This is a genomic window from Photorhabdus sp. P32 (assembly GCF_038085095.1).
Classification (GTDB): domain Bacteria; phylum Pseudomonadota; class Gammaproteobacteria; order Enterobacterales; family Enterobacteriaceae; genus Photorhabdus; species Photorhabdus luminescens.
The window spans coordinates 103,843-127,552 of the sequence record NZ_JAZGJN010000293.1; the positions used below are offsets into that span (position 1 = coordinate 103,843).

At 40.9% G+C, this 23,710-nt stretch carries 27 protein-coding genes; 16 read left to right on the top strand and 11 right to left on the bottom strand.

Annotated elements, in window-relative coordinates; genetic code table 11:
- Positions 1-17 precede the first annotated feature (17 nt).
- The 6 genes from V2H77_RS22640 (at position 18) to V2H77_RS22665 (ending at position 6,694) form a co-directional block, all read left to right on the top strand.
- Positions 18-254: a type II toxin-antitoxin system CcdA family antitoxin gene (locus V2H77_RS22640; RefSeq protein WP_088374722.1), complete on the top strand. Its 237-nt coding sequence runs from the start codon at positions 18-20 to the stop codon at positions 252-254.
- A gap of 2 nt (positions 255-256) precedes the next feature.
- The gene (locus tag V2H77_RS22645) at positions 257-571 is read left to right on the top strand and encodes a CcdB family protein (RefSeq protein ID WP_265513018.1); all 315 of its coding nucleotides are present in this window, start codon (positions 257-259) and stop codon (positions 569-571) included.
- Between the two features lie 685 nt (positions 572-1,256).
- Positions 1,257-3,581: a Tex family protein gene (locus V2H77_RS22650; protein WP_341500571.1), complete on the top strand. Its 2,325-nt coding sequence runs from the start codon at positions 1,257-1,259 to the stop codon at positions 3,579-3,581.
- A 265-nt stretch (positions 3,582-3,846) separates the two neighbouring features.
- Positions 3,847-4,080, top strand: coding sequence for a ferrous iron transporter A (gene feoA, locus V2H77_RS22655; protein ID WP_046396399.1), 234 nt, complete (start codon positions 3,847-3,849; stop codon positions 4,078-4,080).
- A 52-nt stretch (positions 4,081-4,132) separates the two neighbouring features.
- A complete protein-coding gene (gene feoB / locus V2H77_RS22660; RefSeq protein ID WP_341500572.1) occupies positions 4,133-6,445 on the top strand; it encodes a Fe(2+) transporter permease subunit FeoB in 2,313 nt (770 codons plus the stop codon).
- A gap of 9 nt (positions 6,446-6,454) precedes the next feature.
- Positions 6,455-6,694: a FeoC-like transcriptional regulator gene (locus V2H77_RS22665; RefSeq protein ID WP_341500573.1), complete on the top strand. Its 240-nt coding sequence runs from the start codon at positions 6,455-6,457 to the stop codon at positions 6,692-6,694.
- 122 nt (positions 6,695-6,816) lie between these two features.
- Here the strand turns inward: V2H77_RS22665 and V2H77_RS22670 are convergent, their stop codons facing one another.
- From V2H77_RS22670 to bioH, 8 genes are all read right to left on the bottom strand, one after another.
- Positions 6,817-7,119: a helix-turn-helix transcriptional regulator gene (locus tag V2H77_RS22670; protein ID WP_341500574.1), complete on the bottom strand. Its 303-nt coding sequence runs from the start codon at positions 7,117-7,119 to the stop codon at positions 6,817-6,819.
- A 126-nt stretch (positions 7,120-7,245) separates the two neighbouring features.
- Positions 7,246-8,238, bottom strand: coding sequence for a sterol desaturase family protein (locus V2H77_RS22675; RefSeq protein ID WP_341500575.1), 993 nt, complete (start codon positions 8,236-8,238; stop codon positions 7,246-7,248).
- Positions 8,239-8,259: 21 nt separating this feature from the next.
- The gene (locus tag V2H77_RS22680; protein WP_341500576.1) at positions 8,260-9,282 is read right to left on the bottom strand and encodes a Gfo/Idh/MocA family protein; all 1,023 of its coding nucleotides are present in this window, start codon (positions 9,280-9,282) and stop codon (positions 8,260-8,262) included.
- Positions 9,275-9,574, bottom strand: a complete 300-nt coding sequence (locus V2H77_RS22685) for a pyrimidine/purine nucleoside phosphorylase (RefSeq protein ID WP_341500577.1) — start codon at positions 9,572-9,574, stop codon at positions 9,275-9,277. Before V2H77_RS22685 ends, V2H77_RS22680 begins: the two co-directional genes overlap by 8 nt.
- The gene (locus V2H77_RS22690) at positions 9,567-10,169 is read right to left on the bottom strand and encodes a hypothetical protein (protein ID WP_088374731.1); all 603 of its coding nucleotides are present in this window, start codon (positions 10,167-10,169) and stop codon (positions 9,567-9,569) included. The genes V2H77_RS22685 and V2H77_RS22690 overlap by 8 nt, the downstream gene beginning before the upstream one ends.
- Before the next feature lie 3 nt (positions 10,170-10,172).
- Positions 10,173-10,919 carry a ferritin-like domain-containing protein gene (locus tag V2H77_RS22695; RefSeq protein WP_341500578.1) on the bottom strand — a complete coding sequence of 249 codons (747 nt, stop codon included), beginning with the start codon at positions 10,917-10,919 and terminating at the stop codon, positions 10,173-10,175.
- Positions 10,903-12,081 (bottom strand): MFS transporter, encoded by a 1,179-nt coding sequence (locus V2H77_RS22700; protein WP_341500579.1) that lies wholly within the window; start codon positions 12,079-12,081, stop codon positions 10,903-10,905. Before V2H77_RS22700 ends, V2H77_RS22695 begins: the two co-directional genes overlap by 17 nt.
- A 264-nt stretch (positions 12,082-12,345) precedes the next feature.
- The gene (gene bioH / locus V2H77_RS22705) at positions 12,346-13,122 is read right to left on the bottom strand and encodes a pimeloyl-ACP methyl ester esterase BioH (RefSeq protein ID WP_341500580.1); all 777 of its coding nucleotides are present in this window, start codon (positions 13,120-13,122) and stop codon (positions 12,346-12,348) included.
- A 39-nt stretch (positions 13,123-13,161) separates the two neighbouring features.
- Between bioH and gntX the strand changes: the two genes are divergently transcribed.
- The 7 genes from gntX to V2H77_RS22740 all read left to right on the top strand — a co-directional run bounded on the left by gntX (position 13,162) and on the right by V2H77_RS22740 (position 19,132).
- The gene (gntX, locus tag V2H77_RS22710; RefSeq protein WP_265377740.1) at positions 13,162-13,845 is read left to right on the top strand and encodes a DNA utilization protein GntX; all 684 of its coding nucleotides are present in this window, start codon (positions 13,162-13,164) and stop codon (positions 13,843-13,845) included.
- 59 nt (positions 13,846-13,904) lie between these two features.
- Entirely contained in the window at positions 13,905-14,480 is a 576-nt protein-coding gene (nfuA, locus tag V2H77_RS22715) for a Fe-S biogenesis protein NfuA (RefSeq protein ID WP_065390949.1), read from the top strand.
- 127 nt (positions 14,481-14,607) lie between these two features.
- Positions 14,608-14,943 carry a thiosulfate sulfurtransferase GlpE gene (gene glpE / locus V2H77_RS22720; RefSeq protein WP_341500581.1) on the top strand — a complete coding sequence of 112 codons (336 nt, stop codon included), beginning with the start codon at positions 14,608-14,610 and terminating at the stop codon, positions 14,941-14,943.
- 8 nt (positions 14,944-14,951) lie between these two features.
- A complete protein-coding gene (glpG, locus tag V2H77_RS22725; protein ID WP_341500582.1) occupies positions 14,952-15,800 on the top strand; it encodes a rhomboid family intramembrane serine protease GlpG in 849 nt (282 codons plus the stop codon).
- Between the two features lie 17 nt (positions 15,801-15,817).
- Positions 15,818-16,576 (top strand): DeoR/GlpR family transcriptional regulator, encoded by a 759-nt coding sequence (locus tag V2H77_RS22730; RefSeq protein WP_341500583.1) that lies wholly within the window; start codon positions 15,818-15,820, stop codon positions 16,574-16,576.
- Between the two features lie 242 nt (positions 16,577-16,818).
- Positions 16,819-18,321 (top strand): glycerol-3-phosphate dehydrogenase, encoded by a 1,503-nt coding sequence (glpD, locus tag V2H77_RS22735; RefSeq protein WP_341500584.1) that lies wholly within the window; start codon positions 16,819-16,821, stop codon positions 18,319-18,321.
- Between the two features lie 331 nt (positions 18,322-18,652).
- Positions 18,653-19,132: an Hcp family type VI secretion system effector gene (locus V2H77_RS22740; protein ID WP_112878447.1), complete on the top strand. Its 480-nt coding sequence runs from the start codon at positions 18,653-18,655 to the stop codon at positions 19,130-19,132.
- A 244-nt stretch (positions 19,133-19,376) separates the two neighbouring features.
- On the opposite strand, the gene V2H77_RS22745 is transcribed toward V2H77_RS22740, so the two are convergent.
- Positions 19,377-20,072, bottom strand: a complete 696-nt coding sequence (locus V2H77_RS22745) for a hypothetical protein (protein ID WP_341500585.1) — start codon at positions 20,070-20,072, stop codon at positions 19,377-19,379.
- A gap of 273 nt (positions 20,073-20,345) precedes the next feature.
- Complete coding sequence (locus V2H77_RS22750; protein ID WP_112878480.1) at positions 20,346-20,570, bottom strand: ribbon-helix-helix protein, CopG family; 225 nt, start codon at positions 20,568-20,570, stop codon at positions 20,346-20,348.
- Between the two features lie 377 nt (positions 20,571-20,947).
- Here V2H77_RS22750 and V2H77_RS22755 point away from each other — a divergent pair, with 377 nt between their 5' ends.
- From V2H77_RS22755 to V2H77_RS22765, 3 genes are all read left to right on the top strand, one after another.
- Positions 20,948-21,823, top strand: a complete 876-nt coding sequence (locus tag V2H77_RS22755; RefSeq protein ID WP_341500586.1) for a hypothetical protein — start codon at positions 20,948-20,950, stop codon at positions 21,821-21,823.
- A 289-nt stretch (positions 21,824-22,112) separates the two neighbouring features.
- Positions 22,113-22,385 (top strand): type II toxin-antitoxin system TacA family antitoxin, encoded by a 273-nt coding sequence (locus V2H77_RS22760; RefSeq protein ID WP_046396352.1) that lies wholly within the window; start codon positions 22,113-22,115, stop codon positions 22,383-22,385.
- Positions 22,376-22,864 carry a GNAT family N-acetyltransferase gene (locus V2H77_RS22765; RefSeq protein ID WP_036815118.1) on the top strand — a complete coding sequence of 163 codons (489 nt, stop codon included), beginning with the start codon at positions 22,376-22,378 and terminating at the stop codon, positions 22,862-22,864. The genes V2H77_RS22760 and V2H77_RS22765 overlap by 10 nt, the downstream gene beginning before the upstream one ends.
- Positions 22,865-23,079: 215 nt before the next feature.
- On the opposite strand, the gene V2H77_RS22770 is transcribed toward V2H77_RS22765, so the two are convergent.
- Positions 23,080-23,709 carry a bifunctional 4-hydroxy-2-oxoglutarate aldolase/2-dehydro-3-deoxy-phosphogluconate aldolase gene (locus V2H77_RS22770; RefSeq protein ID WP_341500587.1) on the bottom strand — a complete coding sequence of 210 codons (630 nt, stop codon included), beginning with the start codon at positions 23,707-23,709 and terminating at the stop codon, positions 23,080-23,082.
- Position 23,710: the final 1 nt, after the last annotated feature.

Genomic DNA, 23,710 nt, shown 5'->3' on the forward strand with positions numbered 1-23,710 from the left:
AATGCCGGAGATAAATCATGACAGCAAGACAACGCAACACACAGAGCGTCACAATGACTGTAGAACGAAGCTTACTGAGCCGGGCACGTGAAGCAGGTATTAACTTTAGCGCCACACTGACCGCCGCCTTGGATGCCGAATTACGCAATTACGAAGCGCTGAAATGGCGGGAAGATAATAGGGAAGCTTTGGAGGCGTTAAACCGTTTCCATGATGAACATGGTTGTTTTAGTGATGAACACAGGACATTTTAACAATGCAATTCACCGTTTACCGTAATACTGGGAAAAACGTTGTTTATCCCCTATTGCTGGACGTCACGAGTGACATTATCGGGCAGTTAAACCGCAGAATTGTGATCCCACTGTTGCCAGTTGAAAAATATCCTGACAGCAGTCGCCCTGTTCGAATGATCCCCGTTATCAGACTGATAGACGACAAAGAATATGCGGTCATGACTCACGAATTGGCCAGTATATCTGTTTATGCTTTGGGTGCTGAATTTTGCGATGCATCGCAATACCGTAATCAAGTAAAGGCGGCACTCGATTTCCTCTTTGACGGTATTTAAGTCAGATAAGTGCAGACTGTTGCCAGACTGCACTTATCAACGGCAGAGATCCAATTAGCATTGAAGAGACCAGAGGAATTAGACAGAATGAATAATCAGAATCTCCACTATTTCAGAGCACTTAGTTTAATTCATGACGCAATCAAAAACGCGAGAGCAAATGATTCAACTCACATGCCATGCCGCAATGGGTAAAATCGATTATGTCAGCTGAACAGGTAAGAACTCGAATTTATTCATTAGCCCATTAAAAAATTTAAAATGGGTAGATTCACATAATTAAGTGCAACATTGTTAATCTGGAAGTAAACATGTTCGTATTCCATTAAATAAATTCTTTAGGTAATCCCTCCATTTTTAACGAAAATCAAAAGTAGATTTGTAATTAATTAGTTACCTGCTTCTGGAATAATGCGATGAAACTCAAATTTTTCCTATTCTAACTGCTCTTTTAGTTTAATTCGTATATTTAGAAACAGCTCATAGCAAGTCCGGCAACCCACTTATGGTTCCAGCAACAACTTTTCACATTTGGGGCTGATCGCAGTTGCTATAGCGTCATCGGCAACAAATTCGTTGAATAGTATCGTAACTCGTCAGAATAAGATTGGAAATTGTTTCTCGCAGAACGTATAAAGGGGGTTTTGTGAATATTTGAAGCCTATCCACCAGAAGAAAACGCAACATGAATGAATCTCTGAGCCAAATTATTGCAAGTGAGCTACAGGCACAGCCACAACAAGTACTTTCAGCGATTAGCCTGCTTGATGAAGGGAATACTGTCCCTTTTATCGCACGATATCGTAAAGAGGCTACCGGCGGTCTGGATGACACCCAACTTCGCCAACTTGAGACCCGCCTGAGTTATCTGCGCGAATTGTCGGACCGTCGTCAAACCATTCTTAAGTCCATTGACGAGCAAGGCAAGCTGACACCAGAACTGGCAGAAGCCATTAATGGCACTCTCAGCAAAACAGAGCTGGAAGATCTCTATCTGCCATATAAACCGAAACGCCGTACCCGTGGACAAATCGCTATTGAAGCAGGTCTTGAACCGCTAGCAGACGCCTTGTGGCAAGATCCACAGCAAGAACCGGATCTGGTTGCCGCTACCTTTGTTGATCCTGATAAAGGTGTCGCTGATACCAAAGCGGCGCTGGATGGCGCGCGTTATATCCTGATGGAACGTTTCGCCGAAGATGCCGCATTATTGGCAAAAGTACGCGACTATTTATGGAAAAATGCCCATCTGGTCGCTAAAGTCGTTGCCGGAAAAGAGGAAGAAGGCGCTAAATTCCGCGACTATTTTGATCACCATGAACCTATCGCACAAGTCCCTTCTCACCGCGCATTGGCTATGTTCCGCGGCCGTAATGAAGGCATACTGCAACTTTCCCTAAATGCTGATCCTCAGTTTGATGAACCACCGAAAGAGAGTTATGGCGAACAGATTATTACTCAGCATCTTAATCTGCGCTTGAACAATGCACCGGCAGATAGCTGGCGCAAAGCTGTGGTGAATTGGACCTGGCGCGTCAAGGTATTGTTACATCTTGAAACTGAATTGATGAGTACCTTGCGCGAGAAAGCGGAAGATGAAGCCATCAAAGTATTCGCTCGCAACCTACAAGACCTATTGATGGCCGCACCTGCGGGTATGCGCGCAACAATGGGGCTTGATCCCGGTCTGCGTACCGGCGTCAAAGTGGCCGTTATTGATGCAACCGGCAAACTGATTGCCACAGACACGATTTATCCTCATACCGGTCAAGCAGCTAAAGCTGCTGCGAGTGTCGCGGCGTTGTGTATCAAACACCAAGTAGAACTGGCGGCCATCGGTAATGGAACCGCTTCCCGCGAAACAGAACGTTTCTTTGCCGATGTGCAAAAACAGTTTCCAGAGATAAAAGCCCAAAAAGTGATTGTCAGTGAGGCAGGAGCATCGGTTTATTCTGCTTCTGAGCTGGCAGCACAGGAGTTTCCTGATCTGGACGTTTCACTACGCGGTGCAGTCTCTATCGCCCGCCGCTTGCAAGATCCACTGGCTGAATTGGTGAAAATCGATCCAAAATCCATCGGTGTAGGTCAGTATCAACATGATGTCGGTCAGAGTCAGCTTGCCAAAAAACTGGATGCCGTCGTTGAGGATTGTGTAAACGCCGTCGGCGTGGATCTCAATACCGCTTCTGTTCCACTGCTAACCAGAGTTGCCGGGTTAACCCGTATGATTGCCCAGAATATTGTCAACTGGCGCGATGAAAATGGTCGTTTCAATAACCGAGCGCAATTACTGAAAGTCAATCGTCTTGGGCCAAAGGCTTTTGAGCAATGTGCTGGATTCTTGCGGATTAATCACGGTGATAACCCGCTGGATGCATCGACCGTTCACCCGGAAGCTTATCCGGTAGTGGAAAAAATTTTGGCGGCCACTGAGCAAAAACTCCAGGAATTGATGGGTAACCCTACTTCATTGCGTGGATTGCAACCTCAGGATTTCACCACCGAGCAATTTGGTGTTCCAACCGTTACCGATATTCTGAAAGAACTGGAAAAGCCTGGCCGCGATCCACGTCCAGAGTTTAAAACTGCGACTTTCGCAGAAGGGGTGGAAACCATGAATGATCTGCGTCCGGGAATGGTGCTGGAAGGTGCCGTCACTAACGTGACTAATTTTGGCGCATTTGTCGATATCGGCGTTCATCAAGATGGCTTAGTTCATATCTCTTCGCTGTCTGATCGCTTTGTAGAAGATCCTCACACCGTGGTAAAAGCAGGTGATATCGTTAAAGTAAAAGTGCTGGAAGTTGATCTGAACCGTAAACGCATCGCTCTGACCATGCGCCTTGATGAGCAACCGGGAGAAACCCACTCACGCCGCAGTAATAATGCACAAACTGACCGCCGTCCTGAACGTAATGATCGGAACCGTAATACTTCCCGTTCTTCTACCTCAGCCGGAAACAGTGCTATGAGTGATGCGCTAGCCGCCGCATTCGGAAAAAAACGTTAACATTCCCATCGCTATAAACAGATGCACTGCTTCGGCAGTGCACGTTCCACCATTTTTATCAGAAAAAATCCAAACTCACTGATTTATGCCAACCTGAGTGGCTAAATTAACACCAATAATGAAAATAGAATTAACATTGAAATTAATGTTGGTTATTATTCTTATTTGCAATTATTATGAATTGGGTTAAAAATCGCACTTCATAATGAATGGGTATGACTCATTCTCGGTATTATTTTACTTATCACACATTCCGGAAGGTTATATGCAACTTCTTCCAGACCATAGTTACAAGATCATAGGCTTTTCTCCGAAGATCAGCCCAGCTTACCGGCAGAAATTACTGTCATTAGGTATGTTGCCCGGTTCTTCTTTTCATGTTGTCCGCTTAGCGCCTTTAGGTGATCCGATACAAATTGAGACTCGCAGAGTCAGCCTGATTCTGAGAAAAAAAGACTTGGAATTTCTCACATTAGACAACGCTCAATGCAACGCATAATCCGTTGCAAGCAACGAAACAGTTACTCTTAATTTAATCTGGCACCAAAAACATGAAAGCACTGACCATTGGCTTAATTGGCAACCCCAATGCCGGCAAAACGACATTATTTAACCAACTTACTGGCGCCCGACAACGTGTAGGCAACTGGGCTGGCGTTACGGTAGAACGAAAAGTTGGCCGTTTTACCACCGCGGAACACAAAATTGAGTTAGTTGACCTACCGGGAACCTACTCTCTAACCACGATTTCTGAACAAACATCACTGGATGAGCAGATAGCCTGCCACTATATCCTAAGTGGCGATGCTGACATGCTGATTAACGTCGTAGATGCATCTAATCTTGAGCGAAATCTCTATCTGACGTTACAACTGTTGGAATTAGGCATTCCATGCATCGTCGCACTCAACATGTTGGATATCGCTGACAGTCAGCATATTCAAATTGATATCGCCGAACTGGAGCGACGCCTTGGCTGTCCAGTCATTCCAATGGTTTCGACTCGTGCAACTGGACTGAATGAACTGAAACAGGCAATTGACCGCCATAAGCAGAATGCCGGGCAATCATTGATTCACTACCCCGACTGCTTGTTGCAAGAAGTTGAGACGTTATCTGGTGCAATTTCAGAAAAATTTCATGCTCAACAACGCCGTTGGTTAGCGCTTCAAATGCTTGAAGGGGATATTTATAGTCTGGAACGTTCCGGCTTTGCCGCCTCGATACTGGCTGAATCTAAAAAACGCCTGCAACAACAGCAATATGAAGAGCCGGAACTGATGATTGCCGATGCGCGTTATCAAAGCATCAATACATTGTGCATGGCCGTAATCGATACCCAAAAAGCCATGCCAAACAAACTTACCCAGGCAATCGATAAAATTATCCTCAACCGCTGGCTGGGCGTACCTATTTTTCTGGCGGTTATGTATCTAATGTTCGTGCTGGCAATTAATATTGGTGGTGCTCTGCAACCTATCTTTGACAGTGGTTCTGTCGCTGTTTTCATTCATGGAGTTCAATGGCTTGGGTATACCTTAAGTTTTCCTGAATGGCTGACAGTGTTCCTCGCGCAAGGTATCGGCGGCGGTATCAACACAGTTTTGCCACTGGTCCCCCAAATCGGCATGATGTATTTATTCCTCTCTTTCCTCGAGGACTCTGGTTATATGGCGCGGGCGGCGTTTGTCATGGACCGTCTGATGCAAGTTCTGGGACTACCGGGCAAATCTTTCGTTCCGCTGATCGTTGGCTTCGGTTGCAACGTCCCATCCATTATGGGGGCGAGAACGCTAGATGCTCCGCGTGAACGCTTGATCACGATTATGATGGCGCCCTTTATGTCTTGCGGCGCAAGATTAGCCATCTTTGCCGTATTTGCCGCCGCATTCTTTGGCAAAAATGGAGCAACTTTTGTTTTTTCCCTTTATATATTGGGTATTGTAGTCGCTATTCTGACTGGCCTGATGTTGAAATACACCATTATGCGCGGCGAAGCTTCGCCATTCATTATGGAGCTCCCGGTTTACCATATTCCACATCTAAAAACTCTGTTTCTGCAAACCTGGCAACGCCTGAAAGGTTTTGTTATCCGTGCCGGTAAAGTGATCGTTATCGCCAGTATGTTCATCGGCGCTCTTAACAGTTTCTCATTCTCTGGTAAGGCGGTGGATAGCATCAACCAATCCGCTCTCGCTTCGGTCAGCAAGGTTATTACGCCCATATTACAGCCCATTGGCGTTCACTCAGATAACTGGCAGGCAACCGTAGGTCTGATAACTGGCGCAATGGCAAAAGAAGTCGTTGTTGGAACACTTAATACCCTGTACACCGCAGAAAGTATTAATAATGAGTCGTTTAATGCAGATGAATTCAATCTGCTTGATGAGCTGAAAGATGCAGTTGGTGAAACCTGGAATAGTTTGAAAGATACCTTCACTCTGAGCGTGCTTGCCAACCCAATCGAAGCTAATAAAGGCGATGGTGAGATGGATAGTGGTTCTATGGGAACCATGAGCGCCAAATTTGGTTCCGCTATTTCAGCTTACAGTTATCTGATCTTTGTTCTGTTATATGTACCTTGTGTTTCGGTGATGGGCGCGATCGCTCGTGAAACCAGCCGGGGTTGGATGACATTCTCCATCCTGTGGGGACTGAATGTAGCTTATTCAATTTCAGCCCTGTTCTACCAGATGGTGACTTTCTCACAGCATTCGCAAAACAGCCTGATCATTATTCTGACCGTCGTTCTATTTAACGCACTGGTGTTCTACTTCCTGCGTCGGGCCCGCAGCCGTGTGACGATGAAGTTAATCAGCAACCCAGGAAATAGCTGCCACTGCTCCAGTGGAAACTGTCACTAGGAGTTAAAAATGATTAGCCTGTTACAAGTAAGGGATGCCGTCGCTCTGAATGGACGGGCAGATGCCAAATTGTTAAGCCACCAGCTTTGTGCGTCAGTACAGATGATTGCCGCTATGCTTGAACAACTTACAGTGATGGGCAAATTGGAAAAAATTGATGCAACTGCCTGTCTAAGCGGCGGTTGCAAACAATGCCCTGAAGCACAGAAATGTGATACGGCGGTTTATCGGATTGCTGGGGGGTGTTGAGCCATATTACAGAATGGCTAATCATATATCGTTAGTCTGAGACAACCCCATTTTTTTAAAGTGGGGTGTATCAACAACCAGTTAATCCAAAGGGTCATAAGCCATAACCACACACATACAGTCTATTGATTTACAGACATTTGGAAAACAAATTCTCCCCCAAGCGCAGCAGCATAGCGGCTTAAAGTATCCAGATTTGGCACACTCTTGCCATTTTCCATACGACCAATGTTTTGCTTCTGAGCGCCAATCTTCTGAGCAACATCTTGCTGAGTAAGATGTAACGTTTTACGTGCATCTTTAAGTTGTTTCATCAATTTTTTGCGGATCTGGATATCGTTATATGCAGCCAGAGTCGCAGCGTCTTCTAAAAGAAGCGTTTTAGCTTCAGAAAACGGGATAATATCATAATCATTATCAGACATTTTTAAGACTCCATTTAATTTCTTTCATTCGTTTTAACAAATTCCGTTAATTACAGGATACACAATGGATAGCAGTATATTCGCCTCTCTAACGCACTTGACAAAAGTGTGTATTTACAGGAACTGCTACCGGAGACTTACAATCATTTTCTTCAATCGTTTTACAATTCGTTTAAAAGGCGTTACATACATGTTTTTCACACCAGAATAATCATCGTATTTTTCGCCAGTTGCACCAAAAGTCAACACTTCATCTGCCTGAGGCATAATTTGTGTTTTAAATAAACGGTCCCAAAATGAAAAAATAAAACCAAAATTTTTATCATGGTGTTTAACAGAGCTACTATGATGTAATTGGTGATATGCAGGGCTAACAAGAATATCTCTAATAAAAGGAGGATATCTTAAGTAAACCATAGAATGTTGTAAATTCAAACCAAACATAAGAAGTAAAAACATAAATACATTTTGCCCAGCAAAAATAATATACTCATTCTGAGCATTGAAAAAATAAGACACTCCTCCTGCATATATACCTGTAAACAAGCTTGCTATCAGAATAAAAAATCCTTGATTTACCGGGTGAGACCTATAGGCAGTTAAAGGTGTAAGATTTTCAGCAATGTGATGAATTTTATGAAATTCCCATAACACCCTGATTTTATGAGATATAAAATGTTCGAAAAAAACTGAAAAGTCAAAAACAATAATTGCTCCTAGGGTCAAAACTAAGTTGAGAGCTATGCCAGGAATAACATGAAAGTGAGGAATGCCAATAAATGACAGGAGATTTATAGTTCCTTCTTTAAAGAATAAAGCTGACGATAAAATAAGGGCATATGTAAATCCAAATACTATCTTGTCGACAAAATAAAAAATGAAATCATCCTTTGATGATTTAGATGTTAATTTATGCGCTTTAACTACCATTTTGCTCGATTTTAATGGGTTGACCGTTTTATTTTTATAGGCATAAAACAAAACGGCAATCAAAAAAGCCATAAACAAATAGCCAATGAACAACCCATGACTTGGTGCAAAAAACACAGTTAATCTTTTAAAAAAAGGAATAGCAATATCCTGATATATAAAATCAAAATAACTACTGAGATTCTCCATATTTTTTCCATTTGTTTTAGTTTAAATTTGCAGAGAACCTGATTGACATTGGATGGTTTCAATCAGTCTTATAGTATCTAAAGATTTTTTCTGAAGTTCATCAAGTATATATTTGTCTTTATTTCCTTTGATGAAATCAATAAAATTATATACCATTCTGTGATGTTGTAGATCTTTAAGGAATATTTTTTTATATTCCTTATCAACCAATGGCTTTAGTCCCGATGTCATTTTTACTCTCAAAAATGGCAGCATCCTACCATAGACAAAGGAGCCGCAATATGGCATTACAAAATCTTGAATGCTAATCTCGCCCTTTTCACCAGATATTGTTACTTCCTGCCTAGTTGTAGAACCTCGATAGGATGAAGCCATACTGAAAGTTATATTAGAGCTTGTTAAACCTATAGCATTAAATTCGACAATAGCTCCTGTCTCTTTCTTCAAAACAAATGAGTCTAATTTAGATATCTCTTTTCTTTCAATAAGCGATAAAATCATACGAATAGGGTACCAACCAAGATCGCCAAGGGCACCTTTATCCTCAAGATAAAGGTTAAATTTTATATGTGAGTAATCGGTACTCGGCCAAAAAAAATTTGAGTCGATTCTGACAATTTTGCCCACATGTCTATCTATTAGTTTCGGTAACGAATTATATAACTCATTATGCACAAAGTGCGTTGCATCCATCCAAATAATATTTCTCTCTTTTGAGAGTTCAAGAAATTCCGAGAGAAACACAGATGAAGGCAAAGGCTTTTCAACTAAAATATGCTTTTTATACTCGAGACATAATCTCATATAAAACTCTTTTGTTGAACTGGGAGTTGCAATATAAACTGCATCCAGTCCCGGATCTTCGAAAAAAGCTTTAGGTACAGTGTAGCCTTTTCCTTTTCTGCTACAGAATTCGCTACAAAATGATTCTGCGTTATTTTTACTCCTTGATAATACAGAATAAACTTTAACACCAATATTAGCACAACTCTTAGCTATGACTTTTGCCATTAATCCTGTGCCAATAATTCCTAAATTAATCATAAAAGCACCTATAATCTAAATGTTCTGTTACTTCGACTTCAAAGGTTAAATTTTTAGGAACAATAATTTCATCACCAGATCGTACTAATACCCTCTTTTCCTCAATGTTAAAATAGGCTTCTCCATTATAAATCCTAAAATGCTCAGTAGTTTCCGCAAGCCAGCGATATTTACCTTTTGCCATAAAACCAAAGGTAACCAGATTATCATATTCATCTTGAAAATTTCGGAGAACAGATCTCCCGTCAAAAAAAATATATGTCTCTACAAATTTATATCGGCCATTACACATAGTAAGTACTTAGCTCCTTTATATAATCATCGTCGATACTTAGTTTTTCTTTAAAAGGTGATGTGATAACTTCAGGTACAGGATCGTAACCAAGATGTAGCCTTTTATCGAATCTTAATGATAAATCCCGTGTATAACACAAAATAAGTTGTAATCTATTTTTATATGGACAAGGATCTCTCCAGTGTTCAAATTTCTTCCCATCTAAAATCAAAAGGTCACCAGATTTCATATTTACCGGTTTATTCTCTACGTATAAACTCCAATCAGCTTCCTCTTTAGTATGTATTCCAATCGAGATAATGTAATCTACAGAATTTCTATCCTTATGCTTTGGAAGTGCATATTTCTTTTTATAATTCCATAAAAAAGAATAACTCGGATATACTTTTTCATTTACAATGTCTGATACTAAATCACAGTAATGGCTCAGCATGGCTTCAAAATAAGGTGTGGCATAATACATATGGGCTTTGGTTGAGTCATTATTCCCCTTTAAATACCCTAAATTTTTCGAAATAGCTAAATATCTGTAAATAATATCTATTTCTCGTTCTGTTATTGCATTTTCGATAACGTGAATACCACTGAACATTAATCATCTCTCCATGATTTTATTAATGAAGTTATCATGTCGGTTTTTAATTCTGGTTTCAATTTCATCAGCGGGGATACCGCTGATATCTGACAGCCAGTTAACCCCATCTTTATTGACGTGCAATATTTTCTTAAAAGTAGTCAGATGATCTATAACCATTTCTTTTTTAGCCGGTGACTGCTCGATAAGCGCCCTAAAGTATGTAATTCCCATTTGAACATGTCTCGCTTCATCCTGCATTGCTCCCTTATATATCTGGCCGATTAAGCTTTTATCACCGAAAGCGTGAATAAAAATGTTAAATTGCTCTAGAGCACCATTCTCAAGAAAAACATGACTGAGAAATGTCTCATCAAAACTTCTTAATTTGGCAAAGTGTTCAATATATATATCCCTAGTTTTCGGTAAATCCTTTATGCTGCCGTTTGCTAAAATTGCATATTTCGCGAAAAGTTCAGAGTGTCTGGCTTCATCATTAACAGCTTGAGCTAGTCCTATTTTCAACGAAAAATCACCACATTGAAGCAGTAACTCCGCAGCATTTTGCATTCCCAAAATTTCAACATGAACAGATAAACTCGCAACGACTATAGCGGTCTCGTATAAGCTCTCAGGGATCAAATCTCTCCCGGCCAAGTTCCAATTCAGATTACTATCCCATGTTTGCTTGGTTTTTCCTTTCAAGTACAAGTCATAGTGTTTTGCATTGATAAAATCAATATTGCTAAGCTTATTTTGGTTGTACATATTTATTCCTTTCCTCAGTTAATTTATGCTTTTTAAATAAAAAATACAGAAATATCACAGCAAGCAAGATGCTTGTTAATTTAAAAGTGAATTCGATAGAAATGAGTTTTGCAATATACCCACCAATAATTGGCATCAAAATTGCCACTACAGATGAAATCTTCTGTATATCTCCTGTAGCTTTTCCTACGTGCTCAAAACCAATAATATTTCTTACACCGTATCTAATTGCGAAAAACGTCACACCAGAGGCGATACCAACGAGGAAAACCAATAAATAATATGTAGCATAATGATATGTTTTTGCGTCTAAAAAACCAAACCCCCAAAAGGCCACAAAATTAGCCATAACGGAAAATAATAAGACATTCTTGGCTGACAATTTTTTAAGTAACCAGCCAGAAACTCGCGTTCCTATTATGCCACCGAACCCGAGAAGTGAAATTATGTAGCCTATACTACTTTGATTTTGCCCAATCTTCTCGAAGAAGATACCGAGCATATCATTGCTAAGAAAAAAGGCTAAGTTTGACAAAGTATAAGCCGAAACAAGTAAATATAAATCCGGTTTATTTCGCAATTGCTGTACGAATGAGAAACGTTCTACAACAGTAACATTTATACTTTTATTTACATCAAGCCGAGAAGTATTATCAAAGTACGATGTCAACATGCCGACCAGATTAAATGCCATTGATAATAACAGGACAAACCATAACCCATAGTTTGTGTTTAGATATACAACAAGCAAGGGAATAACTATTCTGCTAAAGTTGGTAATATATCCATAAATCTCATAAAATCTTTGAGATTCATTATCATCTACATTCAATTTTGTGCTTGATATTCCAAGCCCACACCGACAGGCTGTCTTGATTAATGTAATGACATAAAGAAATATAATTGGATCAGCTACAGATAGAAAAGGCATGGTAATGCCATTAATAAAGAACAGCAATGTCCTCCAATTTAATACATTTCCGTTGTCAAACAGCTTGCCGAATAATCCACTTGCCGCCAGAAATGGAGCAGCAAAGCAAGCACCCAATATCCCCATTTCGGATGGAGTAGCATGCAAGCTATATATAGCTATGATGCTTAAAATAGCGTAATCAAGATAAGTATCAAGTTCGTGGACACCTATACTAATGTACTTTTTCATCAGTTATCACCCAAGTGAGGATAGGTATAAATAAATATTTATACCCGTCATCTTTCAAGTTGCCTCTTTGTTGGCTGCACTCACTCACCCCGGTCACATAGTTCTCTATGCTCCCGGGGATTCGCTCCCTTGCCGTCGCGATGCATCTTGAAATCCATTGGGTATATATTTATTTGACTATGAATTAATTGAGCCGCCGCATTCACGCGGCGGACGCTTTACTTTTCCAAACCACGCCAATAAAAATCTGTTATCTCATCGACCTTACAATCCTTCTCTACTAACAAATTCAATCAACAATCCAACAAACTCATCTGGATGAGAAATAAAAGGCGCATGAGCGGCATGACGCATCATGGCTGAAACTGAACTCGGCCATTTTTCATCAAGAATGTTAATAATTTTCCTTGGCGCCAACCCATCAAGATAACCGTAAATCCGCAGGAATGGGATGGTAAGCTCAGCCAAAGGCTCCCTTAAATCTTCGGTACGCAAAATTTCCAGACCAACATGCAGCACTTCAACAGAAGGCATCGGCTGCGCCAGCACAACAGATTTCAACAATCGCGCATCTTGACGGGCGCTGTCAGTGCCTAATGTCTGTAAAGCAAGAAAACGTTCAACTGTGCGCTGGAAATCTTCACTAAGCTGATGTTCGAAATCGCGCAAAACTTCCGGCTTAATCCCCGGCCAGTCACTTTCTGCGCTGAAATGCGGTGAAGATGCCACGGTAATTAATCCGGCAACCTTATCCTGATGGTCAAGCGCAATCCGGCTGGCAACTAATCCTCCCAACGACCAACCTAGCCATAGCGCATTCTCAGGCGCATATCGCCAAACTTCATCCGCCATGTCGGCAAGATTCATCGGACCATATTTCTGGCTACGGCCATAACCCGGTAAATCCACCAGATGTAAACGAAAATGCGGAGCGCATCGCATTTCAATGGAACGCCAAACTTCTGCATTCAGCCCCCATCCGTGCAGCAACACAAGATCACGCGAATCTCCCGCAGAAGTCTGCCAAAATAGATCAGCCATTGTTATTCTCAACTTTATTTGCCATCAAGGAAGAAGTCTATGCTAACAATGGTTGGGTACTGTTGGCTATGCCATCAGCCTCTTTGGTTGCCACATCATGGAATATGCAGCTTTTGCAACAAACGGTTGAAACGTTTGACAAACATGTGCCCGTGCTGCGCTCTCCCCTCAGAACTTCCTTCACTGCCTTGTGGACGCTGCCTCAAAAAACCGCCTCTATGGGAGAATATGATAGCGATTACCGACTATTGCCCGCCCTTGAGCGGCTTGATTCGTCGCTATAAATATCACAGCACCCCACAACTTGCGTCAGTTCTGGCGCGTCTGTTTCTGCTGCACTGGCAACAGGGCTATCGTGATGGACGATGGTATAAACCCAACATTCTGCTCAGTGTGCCGCTGCATCGACACCGGCGTTGGAAACGGGGATTTGATCAAAGTGTATTAATGGCAAAGCAGTTATCAGAATGGCTACAATGCGATTACCAGCAAAGCTTTCTACAGCGGACGCATGCTACACTACCACAAAGAAATTTATCGGCAGCACGGCGTAAGATTAATCTCAGGAAAGCATTTCAGCTTTGCGGCCCAGTCGCGGGACAACATGTCGCCATACTTGATGATGTGATTACCACCGGTTCGACCATGACTGAAATTTCCCGTTTGTTAATTCGTGCTGGCGCCCGTTCAGTGCAGGTCTGGGCGATTTGTCGAACCTTGTAGTCAATACGAAAATGGGCGTATTATAACCAACTATAGCAGTCAACTATTGAGCAAATGATATGATTAATATTACTGAAGCAGCGCAAGCTCATTTTGCCAAATTACTGGCAAACCAAGAACCAGGTACACAAATTCGCGTATTTGTCATCAATCCAGGCACCCCTACCGCTGAGTGCGGCGTATCTTACTGCCCGCCTGATGCTGTTGAAGCGACAGATACTGAACTGAAATTTGATCAACTGTCAGCCTACGTCGACGAACTGAGCGCTCCTTTCCTTGAAGAAGCTGAAATTGATTTTGTCACCGATCAGTTAGGTTCTCAGCTAACATTAAAAGCCCCTAACGCCAAAATGCGTAAAGTTTCTGACGACGCCCCACTTGTCGAACGTGTGGAATACGTTTTGCAGTCACAAATTAATCCACAATTGGCCGGTCACGGCGGCCGTGTCAGCCTAATGGAAATCACTAATGATGGTTTTGCTATCCTGCAATTCGGCGGCGGTTGTAATGGCTGTTCAATGGTTGATGTCACTCTGAAAGAAGGGATTGAAAAAGAGTTGCTGAACATGTTCCCAGAACTAAAAGGAGTAAAAGACTTAACTGAACACCAACGCGGTGAACACTCTTATTACTGAGAATGTATTACTAATAACGTATTACTGATAACAAATTTTCCCGTTCGGGTAATCGTCGGGAAAACATTATTACAATAATAACCTAACGAGATAATCTCTAAGTCTTTAAGAGCAAGTCAAAATATATATGGAACATTTTCAAACCATCAGCCCTGAGCAGGCTTATCAATACTGGCAGGATAAATCCGCCATCATGGTGGATATCCGCGATCCGCAGAGTTTCCGGGCAGGTCATGCATGCGACGCTTTTCATTTAACCAATGACACACTGAATGAATTTATGTTACAGGCCAATTTCGATCAGCCGGTTATGGTCATGTGTTATCACGGCCATAGCAGCCAGAACGCCGCTCAGTATTTATTAAACATCGGTTTTGAAACTGTCTACAGCATTAATGGCGGCTTTGAAGCCTGGCGCAGAGACTATCCTCACGCTGTTGACTCCTTACATAATCCGGCATAACACACCAAATGATCCGCGTAATCGCTATTTCAAACCCGCGTCTAGCGCAAGCCTTTATCGATTATATGGCAACCCATCAGGTCCATCTCACTATGCGTCCCGGTCACGATGGGCAACACGTCGAACTGTGGCTAGAAGATGACACGAAACTTACTATGGTTCAGCAAGAACTGGAGCAATTTACCCGCGATCCGCTAAATGAACGTTATCAAGCAGCTAGTTGGCAATCTGGTGATGTGAATCACCCATTGAAGTACCACAATAGTCTGAATTGGCAATATTTAAGTCGTCAGGCCGGCCCATTGACCATTACGGTTTTACTCCTAAATATCGCCGTTTATCTCTGGATGCAATTTGCCGGGGATTATCAGGTGATGTCTTGGCTGGCCTGGCCTGACGATAGCCAACATATGGAGCTATGGCGTTGGATCTCCCACGGCTTACTTCACTTCTCACTACTGCATATCATCTTTAATCTCATGTGGTGGTGGTATCTTGGCGGGCAAACAGAAAAGCATCTCGGTACAGGAAAACTGTTTGTGATTATGATTGTTTCCGCTGTTTTTAGCGGCTGGGGACAATCATTATTCAGTGGTTCTCATTTTGGCGGTCTTTCTGGGGTTGTTTACGCTTTAATTGGCTATGTCTGGCTAACCGGTGAACGCGCACCCGAACGTAATATTGGCGTTCCCCGTGGTTTGATGGCTTTTTCGATCTTCTGGTTGATTGTTGGACACTTCGATGCATTTGGGCTATCCATTGCCAACGCCGCCCATTTCTCTGGTTTAACTATCGGCTTACTGATGGCGTTATGGGATAACCGTCACACATTTAAAAATAATAACCGGCATTTTTAGAAACTTAGAGGACTATCGTGAAGCAAACTCAACGGCATGATGCAATAGTTGAGCTGGTGCGCCTTCAGGGCTACGTCAGCACTGAAGAGTTGGTTGCACACTTTGATGTCAGCCCCCAGACTATCCGCCGTGATTTGAACGATTTGGCAGATAAAAACAAAATACAGCGGCATCACGGCGGCGCCGCATTGCCATCAAGTTCAGTTAATACTGCTTATCACGACCGCAAGATCATGTGGTCGGAAGAGAAAGCACGTATTGCGCAACGTGTTGCCAGCCATATCCCGGATGGCGCAACCCTGTTTATTGATATTGGCACGACACCAGAAGCTGTCGCCCACGCATTGTTAAATCATAAAGGTCTGCGAATTGTCACTAACAACCTCAACGTCGCTACTCTGTTGATGACAAAAGAGGACTTCCGTTTAATCTTGGCGGGAGGGGAGATTCGTTCCCGTGATGGCGGGATTATCGGTGAAGCCACACTGGATTTTATTTCTCAGTTTCGGCTTGATTACGGCATTCTCGGCATCAGTGGCATTGACATGGATGGCTCATTACTGGAATTTGATTACCATGAAGTACGCATTAAACGCGCAATTATCGAAAACTCCCGTTGCGTTATGCTAGTTACTGACCATTCTAAATTTGGCCGCAATGCTATGGTTAATCTGGGTAATATGAACCTCATTGATCACCTATTTACTGACCAACTTCCCCCGCCAAGCATCCAGCAAGTGATTGAACAATATAACGTGCAGCTCGAACTCTGCTGACAGTTTTCTCTACATTTGGGGATAGCGCTATCCCCTATCTTCCCTTGTCGCTCCACCGTTAAGCCATCTTTTAACTTCTCTAATTAATTCCATGTAAATTATATGGATATGACAATATTTGTTATCTATATCACGTGAACATGTTTTTTCTTAACAAATAGTTGGCTATTGATCGATTTGTGATTACAATCATGAGCGAAAACGAGCATTAAAGAACTGTTTCGAACATTTTAGGGGGATGCATGGAAACTAAAGACTTGATTGTAATCGGTGGCGGGATCAACGGCGCCGGGATTGCGGCAGATGCTGCTGGCCGGGGGCTCTCTGTTCTGTTGCTGGAAGCACAAGATTTAGCCAAAGCCACGTCATCCGCCAGTTCAAAACTTATCCACGGTGGTTTACGCTATCTGGAACATTACGAATTCCGTCTAGTCGGCGAAGCGCTGGCAGAACGTGAAGTTTTACTGAATCTTGCACCACATATCGCTTTTCCGATGCGTTTCCGCCTGCCGCACCAGCCACACCTGCGCCCAGCATGGATGATCCGTATCGGCCTGTTCCTTTATGACAATTTAGGCAAACGTGTCAGCCTGCCTCGCAGTAAAGGATTGAAATTCAGCGCCAATTCTGTTCTGAAACCAGAATTGATCCGCGGTTTTGAATATTCTGACTGCTGGGTTGATGATGCTCGTTTAGTTGTCCTTAACGCTCAGGAAGTTAAAAAACATGGCGGGGAAGTCCGTACCCGAACAAAAGTGACCCGTGCATGGCGCGAACAAGAAGGTTGGATGGTTGAAGCTGAAGATCTGCGTACAGGTAAGACCTACACTTGGCGTGCAAAAGGTCTGGTTAATGCTACCGGCCCTTGGGTTAAAGAATTCTTTGACGATGGTCTGAAATTGAAATCACCTTATGGTATTCGCTTGATCAAAGGCAGCCATATTGTGGTGCCAAGAGTGCATGATGAGCCGCAAGCTTATATTCTACAAAACGAAGATCATCGTATCGTATTTGTTATTCCTTGGATGGATGAATTCTCCATTATCGGAACCACCGATGTGGAATATCAAGGTGATCCAAAAGAGGCGAAGATTGACGATCAGGAGATTAATTATCTGCTGAGAGTTTATAACGACCACTTTAAGAAACAACTTAGCCGTGACGATATCGTCTGGACCTATTCTGGCGTCCGTCCACTATGCGATGATGAATCCGATTCGCCTCAGGCCATTACACGCGACTATACCCTTGATATTCATGATGAACACGGCAAAGCACCATTACTATCTGTGTTTGGTGGTAAGTTAACCACTTACCGTAAGCTGGCAGAGCACGCAACCGAGAAGCTCATGCAATACTATCCCAATGCCGGAAAAGCCTGGACCAAAAATGGTCAGTTACCGGGGGGTAATCTGGAAGGATGCGATCGTGATGGTTATGCCCGTTTACTACGTAAACGCTACAACTGGTTACCGGAAGGTGTTGCTGTACGTTATGCACGTACTTACGGCAGTCACAGCGAACTGATTCTACAAAATGCTAATAATCTGGCAGAACTGGGGGAATCCTTCGGTCACGGACTGTATGAAGCAGAGCTTCGTTATCTGGTTGATAATGAGTGGGTTGTTGAGCTGGATGACGCAATTTGGCGCCGTACCAAACTGGGTATGTGGCTGAATGAAGAACAGAAGCAGCGCGTTGCAGCATGGTTGGCGGAGAATGCTAAACCTCGTAGCGAGATTTGATTTTTCTTCACAGAAAATCATTGATCTTCCAGTTTAGGAAACTCAATTACCGCGAGAATGTTAAAAACTTTCTCGCGGTTTTTATTACGTTGAACTTATGCCCTATTTTTCTTTTGAACGTTATATCAATCTTTCCAATTCCGGATTGATACATAAATTGGCCAAATATTATATATAATCAGTGTAAAATACTGTCCTCTGCTCCATGTTGGAGCAATTAACAACGAATATTTTAAGATTCTTATATAAATAATACTTTTGATTCTTTTATATTATGGAGATAATATAGACACTTCTATTAACTGTTATGGGATTAATATAGGATGTTTATATGAGCTTTTCTATTTACTTAAAACTAACTGGCCGCAAACAAGGGTTAATATCATCAGGGTGTTCAACATCTGACTCCATAGGAAATAGATATCAAATTGGACATGAAGATGAAATTCAAGTTTTATCTTTCGTTCATAGTCTAACTAGAGAACAAAATTCTGATCATCACCCAGTAGATTTCATAAAAATAATAGATAAATCATCTCCTCTACTTGGCATAGCTATTTCTAATAATGAAGTTTTAAATGCTTTTTTTGATTTTTACAGAATTAATTCTTTTGGTGTTATGGAAAAGTTCTACACCGTTGAGTTAAGAGATGCTTCTATTGTTGATATATGTGCTAATTATCCTCACAGTATAGATAGTTCAAATGCAATACCATTTGAAACTATTTCTCTAGCATATAAAAGCATAACATGGAAACACCACATAGCTGGAACTTCAGGCTATAGCATCTGGGATGATAGAGTGTACTAACACGTTATTAATCAATGCTATACCTTATTGTTGAAGTTATTTTAACTTCAACAGTTTTTTCTTTACTTTTATTGTAACAAAATACGACGCTATAAGAATAATTATCCCTCCAATTATACCAAATCCTTCTGGGGTAATTACAAACCATGCTAAACAAAGAGCAAATGTTATGAAAATTCCAACAAGATCTATTACAAAAGATTTAATCAAGTCCATTTTTCTTCACCAATTATCTCATGTTAAGTTAAAGGTAAATTAGTCTTTCTATTTCATCTAAAAGTAATTTTTCATCTTCTAAGGTCATGATATTTTTTCTATAAATATTTATTAATTTCGCCATGTATGGTTCAACCAAAAAATAAAGCATTTCTAACCCCTTTTTCTTTAAGGCTAAATATGTCACAGGGGATTCTATTTTTAATTTCCGTGCAGATCTAGCTGCTTTTTCAAAGATTCCATAAATAGCAAGGGAGTTTATTGATATGTTTAAAAATGTTGCTATTTTTGCTTTTACAGATGGAACTGCATTTATCTTAACCGATATTAAACTTGTTATTGCAGTAGCTACACTAATCTTTGTTGCTGTTTGAACGCCATATGTTGCTACTACTAAATTAAATTTCTCAGATATAATTCTTTGTGTTCTCTCAGGAATAAAATCATACATTGTATTTATGATTGTAAACACAATATCATAAATGACATCTCCTTTTTTAAAAATCGTCTTAATAGCTGCATCAATCATTCTCTGGTCTTCATTGGATATCTGCTTACCATAAATATCTTTATACAAAAAAGCTTGAGAGTTTCTTAATCTAACTAAACCTAAATAAATATCCTCCATAGTTGAATATACAATTGGTGCAGATTTTCTTGTTACATTATCTATGTTTTTTGCTATAACATGATCAGCCTGTTTTTTGTATGACAGATAATCCATAATAGAACTCCTTAGCCACCTATAGAATAGTCATTACGACATAGACATTTTCATTAATATAACTAATATGTCAATAGAAAAAGATAATAGATGTCACAGTTTCTCATAGATAGTAAGTGCAACATAATTACGCTACGAGCAAATAGGCCCGTATTCCTTTAAGCCATTCATAATCTCATTGGCATGATCTTTAAACCTTATGTTATGCAATACTTGCAATCATACCGTCAATATCCTATAAATATTTAGTATCAAATAACGACTTCATAGCAATCATTGCCATTCCTTACGTAAATTATTTTGATATTCCAATCCATCTGATTTTTTGTCCCCCCACAAACCGAAAGCACTATTATTCTGTTCTGAAATATTAGCATCAAGATAAGCATCTATTGCTTTTCGGATCTGTGCAGCACGTGACTTATCAGGAGAGCGTTCCTTCAAAATCTCAAGCTTCCTAATCGTTTCTTCCGGTAAATCTATATTAATTCTTACCATAGCAACCACATTTATTTCCTCTTATCAGATATCAGGTGTATGTATCATATACCTCATTAGTTCGACTGTCTATTTTTTGGTCAAGAAAATTATTTTGATAACTAATCAACAAATTTTACTCTGAAAATAGCGATTGATCATGTAAACAAAACATTTAAAACATGCGACTTTTCCATTTGCAATAATACCTAAAATAGCTTATAAATAAAGCTATTACATACATATCGATACGGCTTTTTTAATTCTATCTTTGATTAACTAAAAATTCAAATAAAAACAAATTCTTAATCTATTTTTAGGGAATAAAATTAACAAACGACTTGGTAGCAATAAATACCCCCAAATTATAACTAGCGAGATATTACATGATTATAGATATGAATATTAATGAATTATTGACAGCCGAAGCCTCATTTATGCTGGGAACCCTGACGTTAGAATCTAACATTATCGGGGTTATGAAATACGAAGATGGCGCCATTTTGATAACCCAAGATAGTCCATTCTACCCGAAGAACTATAAGTGGCCAGACCAACTACATGATCATGGAATAATCTCAATAGACGATAAAGAACTCGCTGTAACAAAAGTTTATACCGCTGGCCTTATCAATGGTCATTTGTATATAGATCAGGAAATAACGAAACAATCAATGTCGCCAGGTAAAATTATGCCAGCACATTACTTACCTGATTTACAGGGAATTTCAGAAAGAGATCTCATAGGGAAAACAGTAACTCTATCTGTGAACGACGAAACAAGATATAGGGTAAGCGCCGCACACTCGATGGCTCACTTTATGTCTCTTGCTTTAAATAAAGCAACTAATCATATATGGTCTAAAGTATACGACACCGACGATTTAGGAAATTATAATTTAGATAAAGCCGCCATTTACCAATCTTCTATCACAGAACTTCAATCCGTTGATATTTATCGTTTTGGTAAATCGATCAAAAAGAAAGGATTTGATAAAAATATATTAATTGAAAATCTAGATAAAATTAATAGAGAAGTTAATAACACACTCAATAATTGGCTAACCCAAGGAGCAGAAATCACTGTCGAATATAAATCGAAAGAGATCAGTGATACCAGATTATGGAAATCGACTATTGACTCCACAGTAGTCACTATCCCATGTGGAGGCACTCATATAAATAATATTAATGAGGTTAAAAGCGTAAATGTTGAAATAAAGATAGGTGAATCTGTTGATTTTATTCAAATAACCACTCATTGCAAAATATAGAGCCTCGATTTTATTTATTTTTATATTATTTTTATCTTATATACCCTATGAATTTCAAGATGCATCGCGACGGCAAGGGGGCGAATCCCCGGGAGCATAGATAACTATGTGACCGGGGTGAGTGAGTGCAGCCAACAAAGAGGCAGCTTGAAAGATAACGGGTATATATATTTTGGGTAACCCAGCATGCTTACGTTTCATAATATTTCAAATGGAGACGCTAAATGTATATCTATTAATTACACAACTGCTACAATGACTGTCTACCAATTTGCTACACAGGTGATTTATGAGAACACAACCTAAAGAAACCCCGATCAACATCCGGGCGAAAGCTTTCCAGCGGGAGCTTATTGACCATGCAGCAAACCTGCTCTCAAAGACCCGAACTGATTTCATCTTGGATGCTGCCTGCCGCGCAGCCGAAGATGCCATACTCGATCAGCGCCACTTTTTCGTTAACGACGAAAAATACCATGTGTTCATGCAGATGCTGGAGCAACCGCTTTCTGATAATGAAGGTTTTAAAAAACTGATGGGATATAAAGCTCCGTGGGAATAAGCACACCTGAAATATTAACGGCTGAACATAATATAAATGATTTTTATTGCCAGCATGAAACATTAAACGAATGGCTTTCACGCCGGGCTTTAAAAAATAATAAGCTCGGCGCGAGCCGCACATTTGTTATTTGCAAGGAAGGCACAAAAGACGTTATCGGTTATTATTGTCTAAGCGCCGGTTCAATTAATCATATTGAATCTACACCATCGCTTAAACGCAATATGCCAGATCCTATCCCTGTAGTGCTTCTCGGCCGTCTGGCTGTCGATGTGGAATATCAGGGGAAGAAGCTCGGGGCATTGCTTCTCCAAGATGCTTGGAAGCGTGTCGCCAGCACGGCAGAACAGGTGGGCATTTCGGCTATAATCGTCCACGCACTTGATGAGAGCGCTCGAACGTTCTATACGCGTCTTGGCTTCGCCCAGTCACCGCTGGAGCCATACACGCTGATGCTTCCATTAGGCAAACAGAAGTGACTGCTCCCCGCCGTAAAAACGGCGAGTTTGCTTGCTCTGTTTCTAACCGCTTAAGCTTACCAGATAATTAAATAACAGGTCATTAGAAGTTCGAATATCACCATTTAACAAAATTGAAAATTATTAAATACCAAAAAGAATTTTTGCTAAATCCTTTCTTCTCTTTGGTATATTATCGGAATAATATTTTATTCCAATGCAAGAATAACTATTCCTTAAGTATTAACCAACTCCACCGCTTCACGAGTCAAGCGACCAATTTCCTGCCAATTTCGATTATCCACCAGCTCTTGACTGACCATCCATGAACCACCACACGCCACAATACGCGGTACAGCAAGATAATCTCGGATATTGTCTGGTCCAATTCCCCCAGTCGGCATAATTTGCAGTTCAGTATAAGGCGCTAATATCGCTTTAATCATTGGCAAACCGCCGGAAGGTTCTGCCGGAAAGAATTTCAGCAGTTTTAGCCCCAATTCCATTGCGCTTTCAATCGCACTTGGATTATTCACGCCCGGAATAATAGGAATATTCAATTGCTGACAGGCTTTGACCGTATTTGGATTAAAACCCGGAGAAACCATAAAATCAGCGCCAGCCTGTTTCGCAGCAACCACCTGATCACGATTCAGAACAGTACCCGCGCCAATCAGCATATTCGGCTGAGCCTCTTTCAGTAGACGAATAGCTTCTGCCGCTACTGAGGAACGAAAAGTAATTTCCGCTACCGGCAAACCATTATCAGCTAATACCTTACCTAGCGGAATAATATCTTCCGCACGCTCAACAGTAATCACAGGTACAATTTTTAACTGGCGCAACTGCTCAATCATCTGTCTCATC